At 70.1% G+C, this 18,722-nt stretch carries 17 protein-coding genes and 1 riboswitch; of the genes, 10 read left to right on the top strand and 7 right to left on the bottom strand.

Features of this window, described 5'->3' with window-relative positions; translation table 11 throughout:
• Positions 1–257: 257 nt before the first annotated feature.
• Positions 258–746 (bottom strand): HIT family protein, encoded by a 489-nt coding sequence (locus tag CLV63_RS04095; RefSeq protein WP_106581502.1) that lies wholly within the window; start codon positions 744–746, stop codon positions 258–260.
• Entirely contained in the window at positions 743–1,861 is a 1,119-nt protein-coding gene (locus CLV63_RS04090; RefSeq protein WP_106581501.1) for a TOMM precursor leader peptide-binding protein, read from the bottom strand. The genes CLV63_RS04095 and CLV63_RS04090 overlap by 4 nt, the downstream gene beginning before the upstream one ends.
• A gap of 188 nt (positions 1,862–2,049) precedes the next feature.
• On the opposite strand from CLV63_RS04090, the gene CLV63_RS04085 reads away from it, so the two are divergent.
• The 4 genes from CLV63_RS04085 (at position 2,050) to CLV63_RS04070 (ending at position 5,021) form a co-directional block, all read left to right on the top strand.
• Positions 2,050–2,250, top strand: a complete 201-nt coding sequence (locus CLV63_RS04085) for a hypothetical protein (protein WP_106581500.1) — start codon at positions 2,050–2,052, stop codon at positions 2,248–2,250.
• A gap of 1 nt (position 2,251) precedes the next feature.
• A complete protein-coding gene (locus CLV63_RS04080) occupies positions 2,252–2,779 on the top strand; it encodes a DUF6879 family protein (RefSeq protein WP_106581499.1) in 528 nt (175 codons plus the stop codon).
• Positions 2,776–3,624: a helix-turn-helix domain-containing protein gene (locus CLV63_RS04075; protein ID WP_106581498.1), complete on the top strand. Its 849-nt coding sequence runs from the start codon at positions 2,776–2,778 to the stop codon at positions 3,622–3,624. Before CLV63_RS04080 ends, CLV63_RS04075 begins: the two co-directional genes overlap by 4 nt.
• A 470-nt stretch (positions 3,625–4,094) precedes the next feature.
• Positions 4,095–5,021, top strand: a complete 927-nt coding sequence (locus tag CLV63_RS04070) for a nitroreductase/quinone reductase family protein (RefSeq protein WP_106581497.1) — start codon at positions 4,095–4,097, stop codon at positions 5,019–5,021.
• 198 nt (positions 5,022–5,219) lie between these two features.
• Here the strand turns inward: CLV63_RS04070 and CLV63_RS04065 are convergent, their stop codons facing one another.
• The 4 genes from CLV63_RS04065 to CLV63_RS04050 form a co-directional block, all read right to left on the bottom strand.
• Entirely contained in the window at positions 5,220–5,432 is a 213-nt protein-coding gene (locus CLV63_RS04065; protein WP_106581496.1) for a YbdD/YjiX family protein, read from the bottom strand.
• Between the two features lie 3 nt (positions 5,433–5,435).
• Positions 5,436–7,655, bottom strand: coding sequence for a carbon starvation CstA family protein (locus CLV63_RS04060; RefSeq protein WP_211301144.1), 2,220 nt, complete (start codon positions 7,653–7,655; stop codon positions 5,436–5,438).
• 236 nt (positions 7,656–7,891) lie between these two features.
• Complete coding sequence (locus CLV63_RS04055; RefSeq protein ID WP_106581495.1) at positions 7,892–8,335, bottom strand: hypothetical protein; 444 nt, start codon at positions 8,333–8,335, stop codon at positions 7,892–7,894.
• Between the two features lie 396 nt (positions 8,336–8,731).
• Complete coding sequence (locus tag CLV63_RS04050) at positions 8,732–10,090, bottom strand: globin domain-containing protein (protein WP_245928567.1); 1,359 nt, start codon at positions 10,088–10,090, stop codon at positions 8,732–8,734.
• 262 nt (positions 10,091–10,352) lie between these two features.
• Here CLV63_RS04050 and CLV63_RS04045 point away from each other — a divergent pair, with 262 nt between their 5' ends.
• From CLV63_RS04045 to CLV63_RS04025, 5 genes are all read left to right on the top strand, one after another.
• Positions 10,353–11,060 carry a gamma-glutamyl-gamma-aminobutyrate hydrolase family protein gene (locus CLV63_RS04045; protein ID WP_106581494.1) on the top strand — a complete coding sequence of 236 codons (708 nt, stop codon included), beginning with the start codon at positions 10,353–10,355 and terminating at the stop codon, positions 11,058–11,060.
• A gap of 340 nt (positions 11,061–11,400) precedes the next feature.
• The gene (locus CLV63_RS04040; protein WP_211301162.1) at positions 11,401–12,195 is read left to right on the top strand and encodes a CDP-alcohol phosphatidyltransferase family protein; all 795 of its coding nucleotides are present in this window, start codon (positions 11,401–11,403) and stop codon (positions 12,193–12,195) included.
• A 52-nt stretch (positions 12,196–12,247) separates the two neighbouring features.
• A complete protein-coding gene (locus CLV63_RS04035; RefSeq protein ID WP_106581493.1) occupies positions 12,248–14,746 on the top strand; it encodes a mannose-1-phosphate guanyltransferase in 2,499 nt (832 codons plus the stop codon).
• Positions 14,747–15,183: 437 nt separating this feature from the next.
• Positions 15,184–15,732 carry an FHA domain-containing protein gene (locus CLV63_RS04030; protein ID WP_106581492.1) on the top strand — a complete coding sequence of 183 codons (549 nt, stop codon included), beginning with the start codon at positions 15,184–15,186 and terminating at the stop codon, positions 15,730–15,732.
• A gap of 207 nt (positions 15,733–15,939) precedes the next feature.
• Positions 15,940–16,410: a bifunctional nuclease family protein gene (locus CLV63_RS04025; RefSeq protein ID WP_106581491.1), complete on the top strand. Its 471-nt coding sequence runs from the start codon at positions 15,940–15,942 to the stop codon at positions 16,408–16,410.
• Between the two features lie 146 nt (positions 16,411–16,556).
• Here the strand turns inward: CLV63_RS04025 and CLV63_RS04020 are convergent, their stop codons facing one another.
• Positions 16,557–17,378 (bottom strand): SigB/SigF/SigG family RNA polymerase sigma factor, encoded by an 822-nt coding sequence (locus tag CLV63_RS04020; protein WP_106581490.1) that lies wholly within the window; start codon positions 17,376–17,378, stop codon positions 16,557–16,559.
• 360 nt (positions 17,379–17,738) lie between these two features.
• Between CLV63_RS04020 and CLV63_RS04015 the strand changes: the two genes are divergently transcribed.
• A complete protein-coding gene (locus tag CLV63_RS04015) occupies positions 17,739–18,329 on the top strand; it encodes a MerR family transcriptional regulator (protein ID WP_245928566.1) in 591 nt (196 codons plus the stop codon).
• Positions 18,330–18,523: 194 nt separating this feature from the next.
• A riboswitch (glycine riboswitch) is annotated at positions 18,524–18,615 on the top strand.
• Positions 18,616–18,722: the final 107 nt, after the last annotated feature.

Genomic DNA, 18,722 nt, shown 5'->3' with positions numbered 1-18,722 from the left:
TCGGAGGATGTATCCTCGGTGTGAGAAATTTCGAGGAATCCGACCGGATCAATCGGGCAAGGCGTGTTATTTTCATGGCGAATGAAAGACCGCTCTTCGATTGATCAGGTGGACTCTCATTCGGAATTGAAGTCTGATCAACGCCGAGGAGGAACCCATGAACGGCGACGGTGACAACTAGGGCCGGTATTCGATGGCTGTTCGTGGGCGGATATCAGCGTTCGCCCACGAACAGTTCTTCAGTTCCGGAAACGGGTTTACCGATCCGCGGTTCTGATGCGCTCGGCCAGGATCGCGAGGTCGGCATCGGCGGCCCGGGCATGGTCGTGGGACGAAAGATAGCCCCGGTAGCGGTCGAAGTAGGTGTCGACGGTCGAGTGCACCGCCGACCAATCCGCGCCCTCGTTACCCGCTGTGCCGTGCATGGGGAACAGCTTCGCATGGGCGTGGTCGACGCCGTACCCCTCGTACATGATCCCCGTCCTGGCCACGTCGGAGAATGTCGCGTCCAGCTTGCCGGCGGCCTCCCTGGCGGCCAGGTGCAGGCCCACGTACGCGTCCGCCTCCATATCAAGGACATAGCTGGGCTGATGGTCTTTGGTCACCACCACCGAGACGCCCTCGGTGTTGGGGAAGATCGACAGGAATGCCAGGTGGCGCTCGTCCTCCCAAATCGGATGACACCGGGCGTCGCCCGCGATGATCCGGCAGAAGATGCATTCGCTCGTGGTGTGTTCCGTGTTCACTCGTCTTCCTGTGTACGTCGGCGGTTCTCTGCGCGAGGACGTTGCCGCTGGAGATTCCCGCAGGTCGAGCATTCGGGGTTCGGGTCGGCCTCCTGCTGATCCAAACGGAGTTCATGGGTCCATACGCCGACCCGCCTGTTCAGTGATTGAGGGACGCCGAACCCTCCCAGGTGCTTGAGTACGTCGAGACTTGCCAGCCCGGCGGCGAGCATGTTCGTCGAACCGTACGAGGGAGCCTGGAAGCGGCGGTTGATCCGGGTGACCATCGCGTTGAGGTCGCCATTGTCGGGAAAGCAACGGGCGACCAGCGGTCGGCAGGTCCAGCACCCGGTTATACCGGGGACCACAAGGGGCCCCCACACGGCGATGTCGTTGACGTAGCAGACGTTCAACCAGGTGAGCCCGGTCTCGACGCAGTAGCCGTTGACGAGTTCGACGAGGCCCGGAGCGTCGGCTGACAGCACCAGGAGGTCGGCCGGGGGCAGCGAGCCGAGGTCCGAATCGGCCGCTATCTCGCGCTCGATCGTCCGCACCGTCGTTGTGGAGTTGCGGCACCGGATCGCTTCGCCGAGGACTTCGCATTTCAGGGCACCGACGTCCGCTTCGGTGAACAGGTACTGACGTGTCAGGTTGCTGGTCTCGACGCGGTCTGCGTCGACGAGTGTCACCTGGCCGACCCCGGCGGTGGCCAGCGTGACCGAAAGGAGATTTCCGATGCCGCCGCAGCCCAGGAACATGACGTGACTGGAGGCGAGTCTTTCCTGTACGCCGGACGGATCGGCGCCGGCGAGCGCGTAGAACAAGGACGGCCGACTGTAGCGGTCCCCTGGTTGGTAGCCCCCGTGCTCGATCAGGAAGCGTCCCTTCTGGAGCACCTCGACGGTTTCGTGTGCGCCATCGTGGTCCAGGCCGCATTCCGTTTCCAGGAAATAGACCGCTTCAGAATCCGTGCGCGGCGATGAGTAGTGATCGGCGAGTCGGATCAGCGGTTCCCACATCTCCTTGGTATCGATGATCCGCTGGATGGACCCAAAACCGAGGTAGAGGGATTCGTGCTGCACGCCGATTCGAACGTAGGGGGCGAGTACCCGGCGCAGTTCGCTCTGCTCACTCATTGCTCGCTTCAAGACGAACGCCTTTCGGAGTCGTGCACCGAGGAACGGGAAACCCTGCCCCGAACGGTAGAGGCGAGCGGTCGTCCGGCGAAGAGGATTGCTTGAGATTGCTCGCGTAGCGCAGGGATGCCTCTGGCGCCGGAAGCACGGGCGGTGGAGACTGAATTCCCCGACCGGTGAGGTGAGACATGAAGTTACGGATGCTGGGATCGACATCCCTCAATGGAGAATGCCCCACCCTCTACGAGACCGAAGGCGGCGACATCGTCGTACAGGGTGATCGCTTGACCGATCCCGGGGCGCTGGGGCAGGTGGCCCATGTGCTTCCGGGGGAGGCGTTCGTCGTCGTTCCCCGTGAATTGCTGACCCGCTTCGCGCCGAAGGAGTAGTGTGTCCGAGCTGATCAGCGGTGACGCCTTCAACGAGCTGTTCCGCTCCTATCGGCATACCGCCTGGCGGTTGGAGACGCGAACCGCATACGCGAAAGCGGAGGAGGACGGACCGTTTCGCGATTGGCTTTCAGGCAAGGAACCGGATCTTGAATGGTTCAAGCCGTGGCTCCGCATGCTCCGTGCCGAACTGCCGACAGGCAAGCGCATGGAGCGGGTGCGGCTCATCGACGACCCTCCCTCTGACTACCTGAGGTGGGAACTATGGGCCACGCCCTACAACCTCGGTGCGGGCGAGGACATCCGTTATCTCCCCCGGGCGCATCCGATCGTCGCTGAGCTGCCGGACCACGACTTCTGGGTATTCGACAGCCGGACGGTGGCACGCTTCGAGTACGACGGTGACCGTCCCCTCGGAGTCAGGATGGACGACGACCCGGCGACCGTCGTCACCGCATTGGCGGCGCGCGATGCCGCGTGGCACTATGCGCTCGGCTACATCGAGTACATGGCGACAATGGTGGAATGACCGACTACCAGACGGCCCGCGTCTCGCTGGGTGCGCGCCTGCGCGAGGTACGCGTCGAGGCAGGGCTGTCGGGTCGCGCTCTGGCGCAGGAGCTGGGATGGCATCCCTCCAAGGTCTCCAAACTGGAGCTCGGCCGGCAGAGTTCCACTGTCGCCGACTTGACCTCGTGGGCGCGGGCGTGCGGGTCGCCGCAGCTCACCGCCGAGCTGATCGCACAGCGGCGCGCCATGGAGACCCATTACGCGTCATGGCGGCGTCGGCTGGCCGCGGGAACCCGTGCACGGCAGACCGCGTCCGCCGCGCTTGAAGGCCGTACCCGGTCACTGCGGGTCTTCGAGTCAATGTGCGTTCCCGGGCTGTTGCAGACCGCGGAGTACGCATGGCACGTGATGCGTCCGGGGTCGGTTCTGCACAGCGCTCCCGATGATCTCGGCAGCGGTGTGCGGGCCCGAATGGAACGTCAGCGGATCCTTGACGAGCCGGGCCGCTCGTTCGACCTCGTCCTATGGGAGCCCGCGTTGTGGATGCGCCCGTGCCCGAGTGCGGTGATGGCGGGCCAGCTGGACCATCTGGCCGTCCTCATACGTCGCGGCAGAGGCAATATCGGTGTCGTGCCCAGGGGGACCCGCCTCGCCGCCCTTCCCGTGCACGGCTTCTGGATCTTCGACGACGACAGGGTGCACGTGGAGACCATCGGCGCTGAACTCCGGCTCACCGACTCCGACGCGATCGCGCCCTATCGGACGGTCTTCACGGATCTGTCCAAGGCAGCCGTGCGCGGGCCTGAGGCTCTGCGGATCGTGGCGCGCGTTCGGCACGAACTTTTCGGCGAGCCAAGCACATGAGGCGTACCCTGCTGCCGTTATTGCGCGGTTCACGCTGTGGCGTGGGTGTTTATTCCTCGGGCGGGGTGGGGTGTCCGTAGGTGGTCGGTTGCGTTGACAGGGGGGTGTGGGGCGGCTGTAATGGGGCGCGTGCCGTGTGGCGCCGACTGGAGAGTTCGAGGCGGGTCGGCGATCGGGCGGCACCTTCACCGAGGGACGATGCCATGAGCACATTCTGCGATTGACGTGAACCGCGTCCGCGCGTCGTCCCCTGTCCTGCTTGGTGCGTGAGCACCGCTGTACGGCGTCACCTGCGTCGAGCCGCCCCTGCCCCGCCTTTTATCGGCGGGTGTCCGCGGCTCCGCGTGCTCGATCGATGTCCGACTCCAGGCGAGGGTCCCCGCGCGGGCGCCGCGCACTGCGCGCACCCCCGTAGTCCACCGGCACCGCTGTCCGCGGGCCGCCCCACGCCTTTTGGAGACCACCACCGTATGACCACCTCCTTCAACGAGCCGATCATCGAGGAGTTCCGCGCCAACGCCGGGCAGGTCGGCGGCCCCTTCGACGGGTCCGACCTCCTGCTGCTCACCACCACCGGCGCCAAGTCCGGCAAGGAGAACACCGCCCCGCTCGGCTACGTCACTGATGGCGACCGGCTGCTCGTCGTCGCGTCCGCCGGCGGCGCCGACCACCACCCCGCCTGGTACCACAACCTGCTCGCGCACCCCATGGTGCGGGTGGAGCTCGGCACCGAGACGTTCGAGGCGATCGCCGTCCCCGCCGAGGGCTCACGGCGCGACCAGCTGTTCGAGCAGGTGGTGCGGGTCGCCCCCGGTTATGCCGACTACCAGGCCGGGACCGAGCGGACGATCCCGGTCGTGGAGCTGGAGCGCTTCGGACAGGTGGAGGACCCCGCCGAGGTCACCACCCTCGCGGCCAAGCTCGTGGAGATCCACACCTGGCTGCGCTCGCTGCTGGGCCAGGTGCGCGCTGAGGCCGACGCCTACTTCGGCGAGCGCGCGAACCACGAAGGACCGGGGGAGGCGCCGGCGCCCGGGCTGGGGCTGCAACTCCGGCAGCACTGCCTTGCGTTCTGCGAGGCGCTGGAGTTCCACCACACCGGCGAGGACGCGCACATGTTCCCCGGGCTGGCGCAGGCCCACCCGCACCTGGGCGACGCCATCGCCCGGCTGCGCGAGGAGCACACGACGGTCGAGCGCATCCAGCGGGAACTGCTCGCCCTGCTGGGCGGCATCAGCACCGCCGACCCCGCCCCGTTCCGCGCCGAGTTGGAGCGGATGACGGCGGAGCTGGAGGCGCACCTCGACTACGAGGAGGAGTCCCTGCTGCCCGTCCTCGCGGAGATCCCGTTCCCCCCGCCGGCCCCCGACCCCGCCGGGGCCGACACCCCCGCCTGACCGGGGCCCGAGGGCCGCACCGGGCCTTCGCGCGAAGAGGGGCGGGACGGAGCACCGCCGGTGCCCGTCCCGCCCCGCGGCGGTGCCCGTCCCGCCGCCCGAGTGGAGCGGGCACCGACGAAGGGGGGTGGTTCCCGACCCGGCCGGGTCGGGAACCACCCCCCTTCGCGTCGCGGACGCGCCCCTGCTTCCCGCCGCTCAGCAGCAGCGGGAGCCGGGGTCGGTGTCGCCCTTGTCGGTGTGGTGCCGCCAGAACTCCCGCTCGGGCATCGGCGGGACCCCGGGGTGCTCGCGGCGGTGGTGGTCCAGGTAGATCTCGTACGCGCGCTCACCGGCGATGCCGCGGGCGACCTGCCACGCTTCGCGCAGCCCCCGCAGCACCGCCGAGGAGAGCGTCCCCGATGCCGCCATGCCCTAGTGCTTCCCCGCGGTTCCGCCCTCACCCGAGCCGGCTCCGGCGAGTTCGCGCTCCTTGGCGATGCGGCGCTCGTCCTTGGTGGGGATGAGCCCCGACGGGGCCCACAGCGCGGACTCCACGTGCGGATCCTCCGAGGTCGGCAGCAGCTGGCCGGTCGCCCGCAGCGCCTTGACCCACACCCGCATCGCGTCGACCAGGATGATGATGATCAGCACCGCGAACAGGATCGACAGGGTGCCCTGCACCGTGGTGTTGGTGACGACGGTGCGCATCTGGTCGGCGGTCGTGGCCGTCCCGAGGCTGGTCTCGCCGTTGGCGAGCGCCTCGGCGTACTGCGAGCGCTGCGCGAAGAAGCCGATGGCGGGGTCGGACGAGAACACCTTCTGGTAGCTCGCCGTGAGCGTGACGACGGCGTCCCACGCGAGGGGCACCAGGGTCACCCACGCGTACTTGGCGCGCCCCGACTTGATCAGCAGGGTCGTGCACACCGCCAGGGCGACGGCGGCCAGCAGCTGGTTGGCGATGCCGAACAGCGGGAACAGCTGGTTGATGCCGCCGAGCGGGTCGTTCACGCCGGCCCACAGGAAGTAGCCCCAGCCCGCGACGATCAGCGCGCTGGTGAACCACAGGCCCGGCTTCCAGCTCACGTCGCGCATCGGCTTGTAGAAGTTGCCGATGGTGTCCTGGAGCATGAAGCGGCCCACGCGGGTGCCGGCGTCGACCGTGGTGAGGATGAACAGCGCCTCGAACATCACCGCGAAGTGGTACCAGAAGCCCATCCAGTTCGCGCCGCCGATGACGGCGGAGAAGATCTGCGCCGCACCGAGGGCGAAGGTCGGCGCCCCGCCCGTGCGGCCCAGGATGCTCTCCTCTTCGATGAGGTCGGCGGTGGATTGCAGGGTCTGGGCGTCGACGGCGAAGCCGAGCTGGCTGACGGCCTGCGCCGCGCTCTCGACGGAGTCGCCCAGCGCGCCGATGGGCATGTTCATCGCGAAGTACACGCCGGGGTCGATGATGCAGGCCGCGACGAGGGCCATGATCGCGACGAACGACTCGGTGAGCATCGAGCCGTAGCCGATCATCCGGACCTGGCTCTCCTTCTCGATGAGCTTGGGGGTGGTGCCCGAGGAGATCAGCGCGTGGAAGCCCGACAGCGCGCCGCAGGCGATCGTGATGAACACGAACGGGAACAGCGACCCGGCGAACACCGGCCCTTGGCCGTTGAACGCGAAGTCGGTGAACTGGGGGAGTTGCAGGGTGGGCATCGCGACGATGATGGACACCGCGAGCAGCGCCACCACGCCGACCTTCATGAACGTCGACAGGTAGTCGCGCGGCGCCAGCAGCATCCACACCGGCAGCACCGAGGCGACGAAGCCGTAGACGATCAGCCCGAAGGTGAGCTCGTTGTGCGTGAACAGGAAGACCTCGCTCAGCACCGCGTGCTCGGCCACCCAGCCGCCGCCCACGATGGACAGCAGGAGCAGCACGACCCCGATGCCGGAGACCTCCATGACCCGGCCCGGCCGCAGATAGCGGAGGTAGAACCCCATGAACAGCGCGATGGGGATGGTCATGATCAGGGAGAACGCGCCCCAGGGCGACTCGGCCAGCGCGTTGACGACGACCATCGCCAGCACCGCCAGCAGGATGACCATGATGGAGAGCACCGCGACCAGTGCGGCGATGCCGCCCACGGGGCCGATCTCCTCGCGCGCCATCTGGCCGAGGCTGCGGCCGTTGCGCCGCATGGAGAAGAACAGCACGACCATGTCCTGCACGGCCCCGGCGAAGATCACCCCGAGGATGATCCACACGGTGCCGGGCAGGAAGCCCATCTGCGCGGCGAGCACGGGGCCGACCAGGGGCCCGGCGCCGGCGATGGCGGCGAAGTGGTGGCCGTAGAGCACCCGGCGGTCGGTCGGGTGGAAGTCGGCGCCGTTGTTGACCCGCTCCGCCGGGGTCGCGCGGGTGTCGTCGGTCATGAGCACCCGGTACTGGATGAACCGGGCGTAGAAGCGGTAGCCGATGGCGTAGGACGCCAGCGCCGCGAAGATCAGCCAGGCCGCGGAGATCTCTTCGCCGCGCGACAGCGCGATGAATCCCCACGCGATCGCGCCGACGAGCGCCACGGCCGTCCAGACCGCGATAGTGGCGGGGGTCCACTTCGGTTTCGGGACTGGCGGTGCGCCCTTCCCGACGGAGGTATCGGACACTGGTCGTCCCTTTCACATGCGATCGAAGCGTCACGGCGTGGCTGGTGTGACGTCAGTGCGGCAATCGTGGCACCCCATGGCAGAGGCGTCGATGGACGCACAGCCGCGATTTAATCACGTCTTAACGGTGCAGGTGATAGGGGCTAACCATCGGATGCGGTGCGGCGGCCGGTGGACACCGTCGTCCCCAGCCGCCGGGGCGGGGCGCCGGTCGATGCGTCCCGGCGCCCCCGGCCTCAGGTGCGGCCGCCGCCGTATTTGTTGGAGCAGACGCCGGTGTTGCCGAGGCACACGCGCAGCGATACCGCCTTGCCTTCGGCGAAGGAGAGGTTGCGCCAACCGCCGCCGACGAAGGTGGCCGTGCCCTCGCCCGCGACGGTCAGGTGCGCCACCACCTTGTGGCCGTCCGCGTGGTTGTCTTGGAGGTGCAGTTGCTCGCCCCGGGCGTAGAAGTCCGCTCGAACGGGGGGCGAGCCGTCCGGGTGCGAGTCGTCCCGGACCAGCGCCCATACGTTGCGGCCGCCCTTGTCGTTGTCGGCGGCCTCACTGTCGCCCTGTGAGTCCCATCCCAGCGTCCCGACCTTTCCGTCCCCCTCCGCGTGCGCGGGTGCGGCGAGCATCCCGGCGGCCGCCGCCGTTAGCGCGGCCACGGCCGCCGCGCGCGTAATGATGCGCTTCATGTTCCCTCCTCGGTTCCGGATCCCCCGTTGTGGATCGCGCCTTCACCGTGGGGCACCCGCGACCCGCGCTCAACGCTTTTCGACACACGTCCAAACGACCAGGTCATGTCCTGGTGCGGAGCGCACGAGCACGCTCCGTCGGCGGGGCGGGCGCGAGGGCGCCATCCCCGGCCCCAGGCGGCGGTTCTACGGCCGTCACCTGGGAGAACACCGCCGCAGGCCGACGCGGATCGAGGGCCGGTACGGGGACGGGCTGCGCCGTACCGGCGGCGGCGACGCGGGGTGGCCGCAGACGGACGTGACCGCTAACGGTCCCGCGCCCGGATCCATCGCGCCTGGTCGAGCAGGCGGCGTGCCGCACGCGACCGCGCCCCGCAACGTTGCAGGTGATATGGGCTAACCGCGCAGCGGGACCTGGCCGGGGGCGCCCGGCGACTCCGTGCCGCCGTCGGCGTGCGCGCCGGGGCGCTTGGCGGGCGCCGCGTCGGCGGCGCCTTCGGCGTCGTGCGGCAGCAGGTCGTGCCGGATCCGCTCCGGGTCGACCCCGGCCTCGACCAGCCGCGGGACGGCGGCGCGGACCATGGCGTCGGGTCCGCAGACGAAGGCGTCGCTGCCGTGCAGGGGGCCGTAGTCGCCGAGGACGCCGACAGCGGTGCCGCTCGCGACCTCGGCGGACGCGTGATCGCCCGCGGGCTCGGCCGCCCGCCGCTCGTCGGCGCCGCGCCCGAGCACCTCGACGACGCGCAGCCACGGGTAGGTTGACTGGAGCGCGGCGAGGTCCGCCGACTCGGTCAGCTCCGCGGCCTCGCCGGCGCCGTAGAGCAGCAGCATGGGGCGCCGCCGCGGCAGGGCGGCCACCTGCTCGGCGATGGCCTTGATCGGGGCGATCCCGGACCCGCCCGCCACCATCACGAGGTCGCGGTCCGATTCGGCGTCGAGGACCGTGGTGCCCAGGGGCGCGCCCAGCAGCAGGCGGTCGCCCGGCCGGGTGTGGGCGACCAGGGCGGTGCTCACCCAGCCGCCGGGCACGGCGCGCACCACGAGCCGCAGCAGGTTGTCGCCGCGGGGCGCGTTGGCGATGGAGTAGGGGCGCCATACCCGGGGCCAGCGGGCGACCTGCACCATCAGGTACTGGCCGGGCAGGTAGGGGTAGGGCTGGTCGGGGCGCAGGGTGATGCGGGCGAGGTCGTGGCGCGGCCGCTCCAGCGCGACCACCTCGGCCTGCCACCACGGCGGCGCCCACGCCGCGTGCTCGGCCGCCGCCTCGATCATCATCCGCGAGGCGAGGGCGAACGCGTCGCGCCACGCGGCGGCGGCCTCCGCGGTCCACTGGTCGCCCGCGGCCCTGGCCACGGTCGCCAGCAGCGCCGAGCCGACCGCCTCGTAGTGGGCGGGCGCCACCCCGAACCTGCGGTGGTCGCGGCCGAGCCGGCCGAGGTAGCGGACGAGCGACTCGGGGTCGTCCAGGCTGCACACGATCGTGGTCAAGGCGTCGAACAGGCGGTCGCGCTGGACGTCCATCGCCGGCGGGAACAGCGCGCGCAGGCGCGGGTGCTCGGCGAACAGCCGGCCGTAGAAGTAGCCGGACGAGGCCGCGTGGTCGCGTTCGACGCACTCGAAGGTCGCTCGGACCAGTCGCGGATTCAACGGCATGGGCAGTTCCGCCCCCTCCGGCAAGTCGGCGGCATCGGCGCCGCCGAGGTCGCGCGCTCTTCGAGGGCGGTGGTCGAGCCCCAGGACGGGCGCCTTCCTCAACTCGTGGGAAGTTTTTCAGCCGCAGACCCGCCCCACCACCGATTCCGGATAATTGGCCGTGGTATTGACCCATGGGCCACTTTTGTGACTTTCGGTGATTGTGCGAGTATTCATTGGGCGACTGACTGGAACGACGCGTGACCCAGGCCCCGAGCGGACCCCTGACCCAGGCGGCGATGTCCGGCGGACAGCAGCACAGAGTCATCGACAATGCTCCCCGCGTACGCGGGGAGGGCGCCCCGGCAGTGCTAAGGAGAGACGGATGTCCCGCCCCCTCATCGGGATCACGAGCTACCTCGAACCCGCGCGGTGGGGCGACTGGATCCGCGAGGCGGCCCTGGTCGCCAAGCCCTGCCTGCGCGAGATCGACCGGTCGGGCGGCATGCCCGTCGTACTGCCGCCCGCGCGCCCGAGCGGCGTCGCCGAGCTGCTCGAACGGCTCGACGCGGTGGTCCTCACCGCGGGTGCCCCGGTCGGCCCCGACCGGTTCGGCGAGGAGCCGCACGAGCAGGCCGCCGCCGCCGACCCCCGGCGCGACGCCTTCGAGGTCGCCCTGGTCCGCGCCGCGATCGAGCACCGGGTGCCCGTGCTCGGCATCGAGCGCGGCGCGCACGTCATCAACGTCGCGGCCGGCGGGTCGCTGATCCAGTACCTGCCCGATGTGGTCGGCGGCCACCACCACGCTCCCGACCCCGTCCGGCTGTCCCGTGCCGACATCTCGGTCAGCGTCACCAGCCGGCTCGGCAAGGCGCTGGGCGACCGCGCCGAGGTGCTGGAGTCCCACGACCAGGGCTTCAACCAGGTCGCCCCGGGGTTGAGCCCGGTGGCGTGGGCGCAGGACGGCTCCGTCGAGGCCATCGAGGTCGACGGCCACCCCTTCGGTATCGGCGTGCAGTGGTACCCCGAGGAGGGCGAGGACCGACGGCTGCTCGCGGCCCTGGTCGCGGCCGCCGAGGAGCAGCGCGGCTGATTCCCCGCGCCGCCGCAGGGGAGCAGCGCGGCCGACACCCCCGCCGCCGGGGCGCGGTCCGCCGTGCCCCTGCGCGGCGCGCGTTCGCGGCGCCGCCGCGGCGGGCACGTATCGTGACCGGAGGGGACGGTCGGCACCGCGTGCCGCCGCGTCCGCCTCCCTGCCCGAAAACGCGTGTACTGCGGTGTCTCGTGCCCGGATTCGCGTATCGTGATGCTCTGCCGGTTATGTGCCGATTGGGCGGGTGGAAAACGGTGCGGAGCCCGGAGACTCCGCCCGGCCGTACTGGGTAGGCTCGACAACGGGACCTGGGGAGGTGGGGTTGGCGACCGAGAACGCGGTGGACCCCGTGGGCGACCGCATTTGGACGATCCCGAACTTGCTGAGCATTCTTCGGCTCATCGGTGTCCCCGTCTTCCTCTACCTGGTGCTGGTGCCCCAGGCCGACTGGGCCGACTGGTGGGCGCTCGGCCTGCTCGCGTTCGCCGGTGTGTCCGACTGGCTCGACGGCAAGATCGCCCGGGCGTTCAACCAGGCGAGCCGCCTCGGCGTGATCCTCGACCCGCTCGCCGACCGCCTCTACATCTTCGCCGCGCTGCTCGGCCTCATGGTGCGCGGCGTCGTCCCGTGGTGGCTCATGGCCATCCTGGTCCTGCGCGATGTCCTCGTCGTCGTCGCGCTGCCCATCCTGCGGCACTACGGGTACGGGCCGCTACCGGTCAACTTCGCCGGCAAGGCCGCCACGTTGTGCCTGCTCTACTCCTTCCCGCTGCTGCTCATCGCCGGGCACTGGGGTGTCGTCGGCGATGTCGCGCAGATTGTTGGTTGGGCGTTCGCCATCTGGGGAACCGCTATCTATTGGTGGGCCGGGCTGCTGTACGCGGTCCAGGGGCTGCGGCTGATCGCGCAGACCCGGCAGGCCGAACCGCACGACCTCGACACCCGGCGCACACCGCCGGACCCGGCGCACGGCTCCGCGGCCGACCCCGCCGCGCCGGCAGGGGGCGCGGCCGACGGCACCGCCGCCGGTCCCACGTCGAACGGCGCCGGGCACGCTGAACGCGATCCGACCGGGCACGCCGCCGATTGCGGACCCCCGACCAGCGACAGGAAGGGAGCGACGACTCAGCCATGAGAGCCCCACTGGTGTTGTGCCGATCCGCAGCCGACGGCGGGAGGTGGGCCCGGTGAAGGCGGTCGTGATGGCGGGGGGAGAGGGGACCCGCCTGCGCCCCATGACCGCCAACCAGCCCAAGCCGCTGCTGCCCGTGGTGAACCGCCCCATCATGGAGCACGTCCTGCGGCTGCTGAAGCGGCACGGCTTCGACGAGACCGTCGTCACCGTGCAGTTCCTCGCCACGCTGATCCGCAACTACTTCGGCGACGGCGAAGAGCTCGGCATGCACTTGCACTACGTCGCCGAAGAGGTGCCGCTGGGCACCGCCGGCAGCGTCAAGAACGGCGAGGAGCACCTGCGCGGTGCGCCGTTCATCGTCATCTCGGGCGACGCGCTCACCGACATCGACCTCACCGACATGGTGCGCTTCCACCGCGAGAACGGCGCCATGGTCACCATCGGGCTCAAGCGGGTGCCCAACCCGCTGGAGTTCGGCATCATCATCGTCGACGACGACGGCCGGGTGCAGCGCTTCCTGGAGAAGCCCACCTGGGGCCAGGTGTTCTCCGACACCGTCAACACCGGCATCTACATCATGGAGCCCGAGGTCCTCGACCACGTCGCGGCCGGCGAGGTCGTCGACTGGTCGGGCGACGTGTTCCCCGAGCTGCTCCGCGCCGGCGAATCCCTGTACGGCTACATCGCCGACGGCTACTGGGAGGACGTCGGCACCCACGAGAGCTACCTGCGGGCCCAGGCCGACGTCCTGTCGGGCAAGGTCGACGTCGAGATCGACGGTTTCGAGATGTCGCCGGGGGTGTGGGTCGCCGAGGGAGCCGAGGTCGACCCCGAGGCCGAGCTCAAGGGCCCCCTCTACATCGGCGACTACGCCAAGGTCGAGGGCGGCGCCGAGCTCCGCGAGTTCACCGTCCTCGGCAGCAACGCGGTGGTGCGCCCCGAGGCGTTCCTGCACCGCGCGGTGGTCCACGACAACGTCTACATCGGCGCCAGCGCCAACCTGCGCGGCTGCGTCATCGGCAAGAACACCGACGTCATGTCGGGCGCCCGCATCGAAGAGGGCGCCGTCATCGGCGAGGAATGCGTCATCGAGTCCGAGGCGTACCTCTCCAGCGACGTCAAGGTCTACCCGTTCAAGACCATCGAGGCGGGCGCGGTCGTCAACACCGACGTCATCTGGGAGTCGCGTGGGCAGAGCACCCTCTTCGGGCCCCGCGGCGTCTCCGGGCTGATCAACGTCGAGATCACCCCGGAACTCGTCGTGCGCCTCGCCAGCGCCTACGCCACCACCCTGAAGAAGGGCACGGTGGTCGCCACCTCCCGCGACGTCTCGCGAGCCGCGCGCACCCTCAAACGGGCGGTCATCTCCGCGCTGACCGCCAGCGCCATCGACGTGCGCGACCTCGAAGCGGTGGCGCTGCCCGTCGCGCGCTTCCACACCTCGCAGAACGGCATCGGCGGCGGTATCGCGCTGCGCACCACCCCGGGCGACCCGCAGTCCATCGACATCGTCTTCCTGGACGAGCGCGGCGCCGACCTCTCGCCGGCGGCCCAGCGCAAGCTGGAGCGGGTGTTCTCGCGCGGCGAGTTCCGGCGGGCGTTCCCCGGCGAGATCGCCGAGCTGTCCTTCCCCTCGCGGGGCACCGAGAACTACGCGCACGACCTCATCCGGCACATCGACATCACCGGTGTGGAGGAGGCCGGGCTGAAGGTCGTGGTCGACTGCGCCGGCGGCACCGGCTCGCTGATCCTGCCCACGCTGCTGGGGCGGGTCAAGGCCGACGTCCTCACCGTCAACAACCGGCTCGACGAGGCGTCGCCGACCGACACCCTCGCCAAGCAGATGCGCGACCTCCAGCGCCTGGGCGAGCTGGTGTCGTCCTCCCGGGCCGACTTCGGGGTGCGCTTCGACCCCGTCGCCGAGCGGCTGTCGCTGGTCGACGAGACCGGGGCGCTGGTCGACAACGAACGCGCGCTGTTGGTGGTGCTCGACCTGGTCACGGCCGAACGCAAGGGCGGCAGGGTCGCGCTGCCCGTCACCACGACCCGGGTCGCCGAGCAGGTCGCCAACGCCCACGGCGCGCAGGTCGAGTGGACCCCCACGGCGACCGACGAGCTGACCAAGGCCGCCATGGCCGACGACATCGTCTTCGCCGCCGACGGCAGGGGCGGCTTCGTCCTCCCGGAGTTCTCCCGCACCAGCGACGGCATCGCGGCGTTCGTCCGCCTCGTCGGGCTGGTGGCGCGCACCAAGCTGTCGCTCAGCCAGATCGACCAGCGCATCCCCGAGGCGCACCTGCTGCGCCGCTCGGTGCCCACCCCGTGGGCCGTCAAGGGCAGCGTCATGCGGTCCGTGGTCGAGGCGGCGGGCGACCGCGAGATCGACACCACCGACGGCGTCCGCGTCATCGAGCCCAGCGGCGCGTGGGCGCTGGTCCTGCCCGACACCGCCGAGGCCGTCACCCACCTGTGGGCCGAGGCGGCCGACTCCGACACCGCGCAGCGGCTCCTGGAGGAATGGGCCGGTGTGGTGGAGAACGCTGAAGGCTGAACCGGGGGTGATGCGACGGGGCGACGACCGGCGGGGCGCCGACTCCGCCGGCGTGCACGCGGTGTCACCGCGCCTGTGCGGCGGGGATCCGTTCCGGCCGCGCGGGCGCCGCCGCGCGCGTGTGGCGGCCGGAGTCGGCCGTGGCGCTTGGGGAACTAGGGGCCACGGGGGCGTTCCAGGGTCGTGTATATGGTTTAGAGTCGAGTGTTCCCGTACGTCAGCCCGTCGAGGCCGACCCGGATCAGCAGTTTCCACGCAGGTGGGAGCGGCTCGGTCTGGGGAGGTCCGCACGGGACGGCACCGCGGCCCCCGTGCCGGGGGCCAACCGGGCCTCCACACGTCCGGCGCCCGCCGGGCGGCCCCACATCTGAAGACAGCGCACCAGTCACCAGTCCGATCAAGCACCGCCCCCGCGCGGTAGGAGGCCGAGCCGACCCATGTCGAGCGTTTACTGCACGCAGTGCGGTCACGCCGTTGCGGATGATGCCCGTTTCTGCTCCAACTGCGGTTCCCCGATCAGCCGCGGAGCGGGGCAGGGCGCCCCGCCGCAGCCGCGTGGGAGTGGCGAGTCCGGCGGCGAGACCACGTCCACCATTTCCATCTCCGGCATCCAGGCGCTGGAGGCCGAGAACGATGGGGCCGAGGAGCCGGGCGCCGACCATTCGGCCGTCGAGGCGCTGCCTCCCGGCACGGCGCTGCTCGTCGTCAAGCGTGGTCCCAACGCCGGCAGCCGTTTCCTGCTCGACAGCGACGTCACCACGGTCGGCCGCCACCCCAACAGCGACATCTTCCTCGACGACGTCACCGTGTCGCGGCGGCACGTCGAGTTCTTCCGGCGCGGCGAGTCCTTCGGCGTGCGCGACGTCGGCAGCCTGAACGGCACCTACGTCAACCGCGAGCGCATCGACGAAGCCGAGATCGGCGGCGGCGACGAAGTCCAGATCGGCAAGTTCCGCCTGGTGCTGCTCACCAAGCCGCGGCGTTGACCGGCGGTGCCCAACCGTTCACGGCCCGGCAGGTTTGCGGTTCGGCCGCTTCGGACAGCCTTGTAACGAGGACCGTCGTTTTCCACCGGGAGGACTCCTGGACGAGACCTCCAGAAGGCGGCGGTGTACCGTGAATGACGGAGCAAACGGGGCACTGGAGCCGATGATTGCCCCTCATGACGCGACCGGTCGTGGGACGGAGCCGCAGTGAAACACATGGAGGTTGTCGGCGTCCGGGTCGAGATGCCCTCGAACCAGCCCATCGTCTTGTTGAAGGAAACCGACGGCGAGCGCTACCTGCCCATTTGGATCGGCGCGGTCGAGGCCACCGCCATAGCGCTGGCGCAGCAGGGGGTCGTGCCGGCACGGCCGCTCACGCACGACCTGTTCCGCGACGTCCTCGACGCCATGGACGCCACCCTCAGCACGGTCAACATCACCGCGCTGAGCGAAGGCATCTTCTACGCCGAGCTCGTGTTCTCCAACGGGGTCGAGGTCAGCGCCCGGCCCTCCGATTCCATCGCGCTGGCGCTGCGCACCGGTGCGCCCATCTACGCCCGCGAGGACGTCATCACCGAGGCGGGGGTGCCCATCCCCGACGACCAGGAGGACGAGGTCGAGAAGTTCCGGGCGTTCCTCGACGAGATCACGCCCGAGGACTTCGGCCGCACGACCTGATCAGCGACGACGCAGGTCGGCAGCCGGATCCGGGCGTCTCCGCCGTCGATCTGACGCAGCCGGGCCGGGCGCCCTGGAGCGGATCCGGAGCGGGCGGGTGTCGGAACGGCCCAAGGGCCGTTCCGACACCCGCCCGCCGCTTTGCGTCAGGCCTCCGGGTCCATTTCGCGGCGCAGCCGCCGCAGCGCCCGGGAGATGAGGCGCGAGACGTGCATCTGCGAGATCCCGACGCTCTCGGCGATCTCCGACTGGGTCTTGTTGCCGAAGAAGCGCAGCAGCACGATCCGCAGGTCGCGCGGTTCAAGGCTGTGCATGGCCGCCTTCAGCGCCTCGCGGTCGACGACCCCTTCGACTTCGGCGTCGTCCTGGCCCATGGTGTCGCCGAGGCTGATGTCGCCGCCGTCGGCGTCGCCGACCGGCATGTCCAGCGACGCCGTGGAGTACGCCGCCGCGGCGGTCACCACCTCGCCGGCTTCGGCCTCGTCCACGTGCAGCGACTCGGCGATCTCGGTCGTCGTGGGGGCACGGCCGGTGCGCTGGGTGAACTCGACCGTGAACCGGTTGAGCTCCGAGCGCTTCTCCTGGAGGCGGCGGGGGACGTGCACCGCCCAGGTGCGGTCGCGGAAGTGCCGCTTGATCTCGCCGACGACCATGGGCGTGGCGTAGGAGACGAACGGGCGCTCCATGGAGGGCCGGAACCCCTGCACGGCCTTCACGAGCCCGACCATGCCGGCCTGGCGGAGGTCGTCGAGCGGTTCGCCCCGGTTGCCGTAGCGGCGGGCCTGGCGCGCGACCCAGGGGGCGAACTCCGCGACGATGCTGTCTTGCAGCACGGACCGCCGCGGGTGGCCTTCGGGCAGGGCGGCGTAGTTGTGCAGCAGTTCCTCGGTGGAGTGGCGGTCGCGGGGCTCGCCCGCCCGGGTGCGATCGACCCTGGCGCGCGGCGTTCTGTGGTCTATGACCGACATGTGACTCTTCTCCCGTTGTATCGGGTTCGGACGTCGGGGCCGCGCTGTTGGACCCCACTGTCGCGGTCCCCGGCAGAGACATGGCCAAACATCGCTCGGCGTGACACGGCGGCGTGTCGCGTTTCACGGCACGGTGAAACGGCAATTACCCTCGGTATGGGAACGCTGGTCACCTCGTGGTGTTGCGTATGCTGGCCCGAAGGGGGGTACCGCGATGAAACGGGTTCCGCGACGCGCCGACGGGTGTCGTTGACGCGCCCATCGCACCGGCCTACCTTCGTTGTCGAAGGAACCTGCGGCGCACTATCTCGCATCTCCCCTTGTTCGACGCCGCGGGGGCTTAGGAGCCGGAGGTTCGGCGTGGCGGTGACGAGCAGTAAGCGGCAGTTCGCGGATCATAGTCGCGCAGCGTTACAGCGGGCCGATGAGCAGGGCCTGCTGTGTGAAGAGGACGTGGTGGCGCCTCCAATGGACGTCGGCTACCGGGGGCCCGCAGCGTGTGCGGCCGCCGGGATTACCTACCGCCAACTCGACTACTGGGCGAGGACCCAGCTGGTCGAGCCCAGTGTCGCGCCCACCGACGGCGTCCCGCCGCTGTACAGCGTGCGCGACGTCCTCATCCTCAAGGTCGTCAAGCGGCTGCTCGACACCGGGATCTCCCTCCAGCAGATCCGCACCGCGGTGCACCACCTGCGCCGCAGGGGCACGTCCGACCTCGCGCAGATCACCCTGATGAGCGACGGCGTGAGCGTCTACGAGTGCACGTCGCCCGACGAGGTCGTCGACCTCATCCAGCGCGGCCAGGGCGTGTTCGGTATCGCGCTCGGCAAGGTGTGGCGCGAGGTCGAGAGTTCGCTGCACGGCGTCCCCACGGAGGACCTCGGCGCAGCGGGCGAGCCCGAGCAGCCCATGGACGAACTGGCCCAGCGCAGGCGGCGCCGCACCGGCTGACCGACCCGCCGCCGGGCCCCTCGCCCGGCACCGCGACCCTTGCCGACGCGCCGAGCCCGCCGTCCACTACCGTGGAGACCCGCGTCCCGCCGTTGTGTGCCGGGCGCCACACCCCATGTGGCGCGCGGCCGATGCCATCGGACGGCGGATGCGGCGATAATCGAGTAGACGCCGAACCAGCACGAAATGGCCGTCGATACCACACGGGAGAGACCCCTGCCATGGGGCGCCGACGGGGCAAGACTCCCCAGCCAACCTCTCAGGCAAAAAGGACCGTGTGGAGAGGCCGCTCTGGAACGCGGCGGGCGGGCGCGCCGGCGCGCCCGCCCGAGCGTGACAGAGGGGGAGACCCGACCGGAGCAGCCGCGAGAACCGGCACAGCGACCAGGAGGT

Source organism: Murinocardiopsis flavida (assembly GCF_003014485.1).
In the GTDB taxonomy this organism is placed as follows: domain Bacteria; phylum Actinomycetota; class Actinomycetes; order Streptosporangiales; family Streptosporangiaceae; genus Murinocardiopsis; species Murinocardiopsis flavida.
This window is presented reverse-complemented; position numbering and strand designations above follow the sequence as displayed.